Origin of the sequence: Helicobacter muridarum (genome assembly GCF_000765805.2) — a bacterium.
GTDB classification, from domain to species: Bacteria; Campylobacterota; Campylobacteria; order Campylobacterales; family Helicobacteraceae; genus Helicobacter_A; species Helicobacter_A muridarum.
In genome coordinates, this window is sequence record NZ_JRPD02000009.1 from 66,195 (window position 1) to 73,650 (window position 7,456).

Annotated in this window: 5 protein-coding genes; 4 read left to right on the forward strand and 1 reads right to left on the reverse strand. The window is 34.6% G+C overall.

Annotated elements, in window-relative coordinates:
* Positions 1-91: 91 nt before the first annotated feature.
* Positions 92-2,692, forward strand: a complete 2,601-nt coding sequence (locus tag LS73_RS05410; protein ID WP_034557875.1) for a DNA methyltransferase — start codon at positions 92-94, stop codon at positions 2,690-2,692.
* A 386-nt stretch (positions 2,693-3,078) separates the two neighbouring features.
* Here the strand turns inward: LS73_RS05410 and LS73_RS05415 are convergent, their stop codons facing one another.
* Positions 3,079-3,615: a 50S ribosomal protein L25/general stress protein Ctc gene (locus LS73_RS05415; RefSeq protein ID WP_034557873.1), complete on the reverse strand. Its 537-nt coding sequence runs from the start codon at positions 3,613-3,615 to the stop codon at positions 3,079-3,081.
* A gap of 137 nt (positions 3,616-3,752) precedes the next feature.
* On the opposite strand from LS73_RS05415, the gene LS73_RS05420 reads away from it, so the two are divergent.
* The 3 genes from LS73_RS05420 to LS73_RS05430 all read left to right on the forward strand — a co-directional run bounded on the left by LS73_RS05420 (position 3,753) and on the right by LS73_RS05430 (position 7,197).
* The gene (locus LS73_RS05420; protein ID WP_034557872.1) at positions 3,753-5,330 is read left to right on the forward strand and encodes a 2-isopropylmalate synthase; all 1,578 of its coding nucleotides are present in this window, start codon (positions 3,753-3,755) and stop codon (positions 5,328-5,330) included.
* A 154-nt stretch (positions 5,331-5,484) separates the two neighbouring features.
* On the forward strand, positions 5,485-6,876 hold the full coding sequence (fumC, locus tag LS73_RS05425; protein WP_034557870.1) for a class II fumarate hydratase: 1,392 nt from the start codon (positions 5,485-5,487) through the stop codon (positions 6,874-6,876).
* A gap of 39 nt (positions 6,877-6,915) precedes the next feature.
* A complete protein-coding gene (locus LS73_RS05430; protein ID WP_034557869.1) occupies positions 6,916-7,197 on the forward strand; it encodes a putative quinol monooxygenase in 282 nt (93 codons plus the stop codon).
* The last annotated feature ends 259 nt before the right edge of the window (positions 7,198-7,456 follow it).

Here is a 7,456-nt window from a genome sequence, read left to right on the forward strand (position 1 = left end):
TTAATAGAAATCTTACTATCTGTGATTATGGATTTACAGTAAAGACTTGGATTAGAAGCTATCTTTGTGTAGATTTGAAAGGAATAATATAATGAATACTTTTGATTTTCAAGCCTTAGATAATGAGGATTTCAAAGAAGATTCTGTGCGAGAGCTACTTATCGCGCCACTTTTAAAAGAGCTAGGCTTTGTGTTAAGAGATTCTAAAGAATCTAGCAATAAATCTAAGGAAATAAATAAGGATTCTAAGCTAGAAATGGCTTTATCCTTGAAGCTTACAAGCCCAACAATAACAGGCAGTAATGAAAAAATCACTTTTACGCGCTTCCCTGATTATGTGCTATATGTGGATTCTAAACCCCATTGTGTGCTAGATGCAAAAGCTCCAAAAGTAGAGATTGGCACACAAAGTAAAGCAGAGCGACAAGCATTTTATTATGCAATTAATCCGCAGATTAAAGCTCCTTTTTATGCACTTTGTAATGGTAAATTTTTTAATCTTTTTGAGACCAATGGGCAGAATCTTTTAAAAGAATTTTCTTGCAAGGAGTTGTTTAATTCTTTGAATTGTCATTCTGAGCGAAGCGAAGAATCTAAAAAAGATATTTCGCTAACGCTCAATAGGACAAAAGGGGTAGCACAAGATAACAACGATTTTTTACTTTTGAAACAATACCTTACTACACCCATAGAATCGCTAAGGCAAACTTTAGCCCAAGATTCTAAAACACCCAAAAAGCCTGATAGCTGGTATCTAAGTCGCGAATTGCCTAAGGCGATTGTTAATCCTAAAAAGCAATCTAAAGCACGATATTTTGGCTGCACGGCTTACTTCACAAGGCAGAGTTGGGATATTGTAGAGCAAAACATTAAAAACTTCACCGACAAGGGTGATGTGGTGTTAGATTCTTTTGGGGGAAGTGGCGTAACTGCGATAGAAGCGATGATGAATGGACGAATTGGAATCCACACCGATTTAAACCCACTTTCTATTTTTATGACAAAGGCATTGAGTGCACAAGTGGATTTAAGCGCACTCTATGAGTTAAGCGAGGCAATTTTAAGCGAATTTGAAAGCATTAAGCCTAAAAATGAAAAAGAGGCAAGGCAGATTCTAAAAAATGCAAAATATTATCCTAACGCGTTAGATAGCGAGTTTGGTGAGATTGCAACACAAAAGCAGCAGGATTCTACACTTTGGATTCCACAAGATGAGATTTTGCCTAAAGGTAGCGATGTGGATTCTGTGTTAAAGCTTTTTAGTAAAAAACAATTAGCAGAACTAGCCCTACTTAGAAAACTTATCTTTAAACATACAGCACCAAGCAGAAGTAAAGAACAAAGAATTATAAAAAGAAATATGCGTTATGCGTTGATGTTGGGATTTAGAAATATGATAACACAATGCAATTTAACTTATCATATTTCAAGCCATAAAGGATTAACAGGTAAAGCTGGAAATAGCGCAGCTTTTTTGTATTATCGCTATCGTATTGCCAAGAATCCAACTTTTGTAGATACTGCAGAATCTTTCAGGGGTAAAATCCAACGAGTCATCAAAGGCAAACAAGAGCTAGAATCCGCGCCTAACGATTTATTTTATCAAAGCTATTTTTATCCTCTTGCAAATGTGATTAAGGATTTTAATGGTGCGTTACTAAAGCAAAGAAATAATTTAGACAAAACCGATTCGCTGTTAAATAAAACCAATGGAGAGAAAATCTTTCAAGCTGATGCAACAGATTTAAAAGAAATAGAATCTTTAAGTATAGACTTTATCTACACAGACCCGCCTTATGGAGCAAAGATTCCCTATCTTGATTTAAGCACAATGTGGAATGTATGGCTAGATTTACCTGTGGATTCTAGTTTAAAAGAAAAGGAATGCATAGAAAAAGGAAGTTTTGAAAAGAGTAGAGAGGAATATCATGCTTTAATGAAAAAGTCTTTAAAAGAAATGTATCGTGTGCTGAAGTGGAATCGCTGGTTAGCCTTTGTATTTCAGCACCAAGACCCGCAGCTATGGCAGATCTTAGTAGAGGAAGCACAAAATATCGGCTTTGAATATGTTGGCTCTATAAGGCAGGATAATGGACAAACGACATTTAAAAAGAGGCAGTTTAAGGCTTCTGTATTAAGCGGACAACTGATTATTTATTTTAAAAAAGTACAAAGCCCAAAAGCTCTAATAAAAGAGCATTTAGACGATGATATTACTGCACTTGTGCTTAATCACGCTGAAGCTTTGATAGCTAGAGATGATGGCGCGACTTTGGAGGAAATTCACGCCGAAATTACAATTAAAGGCTTAGAGCTTGGCTTTTTACATCAATTAGGCAAAGATTATGCAGATTTAACACCACTTATTAACGCAAATTTTGACCTTGATGAAGTAAGCGGTAAATATCATATCAAAAAAGGGCAGAAATTCAAAAGCCACGCAATCCCGCTAGAGAGAAGAACAAAGTATTTTTTACTCTCATATTTGCGGGGTGCAAAAAGGCAGGGTAAAAAGGCTTATTTTGATGATATTTGCTTAAGTGTTATCCCCTTGCTTAAAAATGGAGTAAGCCCTAGCAAAGAGCTAATTAAAGAGATTTTAGAAAGCATAGCTATTCCTATGCACAAAAGCGGCGAATGGGTTTTAAAAGGAGAGGATATAGGCTTATTTAGTAAAGAGGATTTATTGTAAGTGGTAAAAAATATTCAAATAGAATCTATTAATTACACAGGACAAAATATAAAAATAGAGTTTATGTTCAATAAAATTTCATTGTGTCAAAAAGCAAAAAAAAGATGAAGAGACTCTAATCTCTGCTTAGGATATTTATGATAATATTTTGATGGATAGTATAAATATAAATAGATTTAGCAGCAAAGCAGAAAATATTATTTTACTTTGATTTTATTTATATATTTACATTTAAGAATCTGAAAATATATAAATAGATTAGTATCAACTTCGTTTTGCAGCATAATAAAGAGATGGAATATATCTACTACTTTTTATAGAGTAGATATATGGAATGAGTTTCGATATGATTTATAACATAAATTATGCTTTAATATTATAGGAGATTACTTAGCCTTTATAATACCAACTACCGCAAGGTTTGGTTTATCAATTATTTGCACTCCATCAATGATTGGCAGATCTCGCACAAGAATAGTATGTCCAACATCTAAATTTGTAACATCAAGCATATATGAATTAGGTAGATCTTCTGGCTTGCATTTTACAGCTATTCTCTTACGAGAGAAGACTAGCACGCCTTTATTTTTCAATCCTACAGCTATACCCTTTACCTTAACTGGAATCTTAAATTTAGCTATGGTTCCTTTTTTTACAAAAATCATATCTACATGTAAAATATCATTTGTAACAGGATCTTTTTGATACTCTTGCACAACCACCTCATAGCTCTTATCTCCAAGTTTAACAGGAAATACAAGGTTAGTTTTTGCTCGCATATATTTAATGAATTCATTACGCTTAAAAGCGCAATGAATATTCTCCTCGCCTTTTCCGTATATATTGGCAATTAGATAACCATTTCGTTTTAATGTCTTTGCATTAGATTTTGTGATACTATCTCTAATTTTGCCTTCTAACATTATATAAGTCCTTATAATTAAAAATTAAAAGCTTATATTATACAAAAATATGGATAGATTTTAAACTATTTGATTCTTATTTTTTGCTTTTGCGTATAATTCAGCGTTAATTATAGTCAAGTTTTAAAAGGAAAATTATGAATAATTGTAAACAAAATATTATTACAATATTTGATACAACCTTGCGCGATGGTGAGCAAAGTCCTGGTGCTTCAATGAATATCGAAGAAAAAATTGCTATAGCATTGCAGTTAGAAAAGTTAGGTGTTGATGTTATTGAGGCTGGTTTTGCAGCAAGTAGCACAGGAGATTTTGAATCTATTAGTCAAATTGCTAAAAACTTGCAAACAAGCGCAGTTTGCTCTCTTTCTCGCTGTGTAGAAAGTGATATTTTGAGGGCTAAAGATTCTCTAAAATATGCAAAAAAACCTCGCATTCATCTATTTTTAGCTACTTCTCCTATTCATATGGAATATAAACTAAAGAAAAAACCTAGTGAAGTTTTAGATTTGGCAATTAAAAGTATTTCTATGGCTAGGGAGTTTTGTGATGATGTTCAATTTAGTTGTGAGGATGCATGTAGAAGTGAGATGAGTTTCTTGAAGGAAATTTCACTAGCTGCAATAGAAGCTGGTGCTAAGACATTAAACATGCCTGATACAGTTGGTTATCGCCTGCCACATGAGATAGGTGAAATTATAGAGCAGCTCTATAGTGTTGTGCAGGATAGGGCAGTGTTGTCTGTGCATTGTCATAATGACTTAGGTCAGGCTGTATCTAATTCTATATATGGTGCTATGAAAGGTGCAAGACAAATAGAATGCACTATTAATGGCTTAGGTGAAAGAGCTGGTAACTGCGCGTTAGAGGAAGTAGTTATGATTCTTAAGACTCGCAAGGATATTTTTAAACAATACGGAGAGCTAGACACCAATATTAATACTAAAGAAATATATAAAACAAGCAAGCTAGTAGCTGAAATAACAGGTATAAGACCACAGCCAAATAAAGCTATTGTAGGAAAGAATGCTTTTAGTCATGAGAGTGGCATACATCAAGATGGAATATTAAAGCATAGAGAAACATATGAGATTATGAAACCTAGTGATATTGGTATTAACGACAATGAGAATCTGGTCTTAGGTAAGCATAGCGGGCGCGCTGCATTTAAGGATAAGATAATACAGCTAGGCTTTAATCTAACAGATGATGAGTTGCAAATTGCATTTGATAAATTTAAAAGTATTTGCGATCAGAAAAAAATTGTTTATGATGAGGATATAGCAGCAATAATAGATGAACAATTTAGTCGTATTCCTCAAGTATATATCCTAGAATCATTTCAATGTAGCACTGCTAGCAATGGAGCGCATTTGGCTGCTTTGTGTGTGCGCAAAGATTCTGAAATTAGAAATGATTGCGCGCTTGGCAATGGAGCAGTAGATAGTATATTGCGGGCTATTGAGAGGGTGTGTGAGGTGTCTGGTAGATTGCTTGATTATAAAGTGGAGGCTATTACAAGCGGCAAAGATGCTATAGCTAGCGTTATGGTGAAAGTAATCTTTGAAGGGACAAATAATCCAGTCATAGGGCATGGAAAAGATCTTGATACTCTTTATGCAACAGCAAAAGCTTATATACAGGCTTTAAATAGTTTTGAACGCATGAAAAATCTATTGCAAGATAAGAGGGATTTGCGATATGGTGGTGTGTAGCATTATCTTTGTATTTACATAATGGTTTCTTGCTATGTTTTTTATTAAATATTGCATATCTTTCATAATCAAGCCCAACTTTAATCACTTCATTTTGATGTGCACCCTTTTATGTGTTAAAATACTATTAATTTTACATTGAAAGGATTTGTGTATGGATTACAGAGTAGAGCACGATACAATGGGTGAGGTAAAAGTTCCTAATGAAAAGTATTGGGGAGCGCAAACGCAAAGGAGCTTTGAGAATTTTAAGATTGGTATTGAAAAAATGCCTAAAGTTTTAATTTATTCTTTTGCTAATCTTAAAAAAGCATTAGCAATTACGAATAATAAGCTAGGCAAGCTTGATGATGCAAAGAAGAATGCTATTACACAGGCTTGTGATGAGATCATAGCAGGAAAGTTTGATGATAACTTCCCTCTTGCCATTTGGCAAACTGGCTCTGGCACACAAAGCAATATGAACATGAATGAAGTAATAGCTAATCGAGCTACAGAAATAATGGGTGGGGATTTTAGAAAAGAAAAGCTAGTTCACCCAAATGATCATGTAAATATGAGCCAAAGCTCTAACGATACATTTCCAACAGCTATGAGTATAGTCTCTGTTTTACAAGTTGAAAATAAACTTATTCCGGCTTTAGATAAACTCATTAGCACTTTTGAATCAAAAGTAAAAGCATTTGATTCAATTATTAAGATAGGGCGCACTCATTTGCAAGATGCTACTCCTCTTACATTAGGGCAGGAATTTAGCGGCTATCTATCTATGTTGCAGCATTCCAGAGAGCAGATATTAGCTAGCCTACCAACTTTGAGGGAGCTAGCAATAGGCGGCACAGCAGTTGGGACAGGGTTAAACGCTCATCCTCAACTAAGCGAGAAAGTTAGCGAAGAGTTAAGCAATCTTACAGGCACTAAATTTGTATCAAGTCCAAATAAATTTCATGCCCTTACAAGTCATGACGCTATTAATTTTACTCATGGAGCTATGAAGGGATTAGCAGCGAATCTAATGAAGATTGCAAATGATATTAGATGGCTTTCAAGCGGTCCTAGGTGCGGTTTAGCCGAGATTCTTATCCCAGAGAATGAACCGGGTAGCTCTATTATGCCCGGTAAGGTGAATCCTACGCAATGTGAATCTTTAACCATGGTTGCAGTGCAGGTTATGGGAAATGATGTTGCTATTGGATTTGCTGCTTCACAAGGCAATTTCGAGCTTAATGTATATAAGCCTGTAATTATCTATAATTTCTTACAAAGCCTTGATTTATTGGCAGATGGTATGCACTCATTTGATGTTCATTGTGCACAAGGTATTGAGGCTAATAAAGAAAGAATCGAATATAACTTGCATAACTCTCTTATGCTTGTTACAGCCCTCAATCCGCATATTGGTTACGAAAAAGCCGCAAAAGTTGCAAAAAATGCACATAAAAAAGGTATTTCCCTTAAGGAATCTTGCCTTGAGCTAGGATTCTTAAGCGCAGATGACTTTGATAAATTTGTTGTTCCTGCAAATATGATTAAGCCAAGAGCTTAGTTTGCTAGATAGATTTTAGTAGTTTTCCTAGAGATAATTATGATTAGAGTTGTTGCTAGGGTGTATATAGACCCTAAGGATAAAGAAGATTTTGTTGCCAATACGAAAGACTTAGTTAGACTTAGTCGCTTAGAGAGCGGTTGCCACTTTTATGATTTAATGATTTCTCAAGATTCTAATGTTTTGGCTTTTTTAGAAGAATGGGAGAGCGAAACTGCTTTAAAGAATCATACAGAGACGAAGCATTTTAAGAGTGGTATTTCAATAATAGAAAAATATGCGAAGAAGCCTTTAGATATTGAAGTGTATCATGAGCTTTGATTTATCTAAAGCTAGAAGACAATAGGCTGTTATACAAACTTTTTATTTATCACACTCCAAGCAAGAAACTCTTAACACAAGAGGCAGAGGCAGAATTGCTTTTTTGTTGAAAATATACTAAAGTTCTAATTGGTCATTTTCTATCTTCCATTTAGGGGCAATAGAAACTAGCTATCGCTTGTTTTTCCAGCTTCGCATAGAAACTAGCTATCGCTTGTTTTTCCAGCTTCGCATAGAAACTAGCTATCGCTTGTTTTTC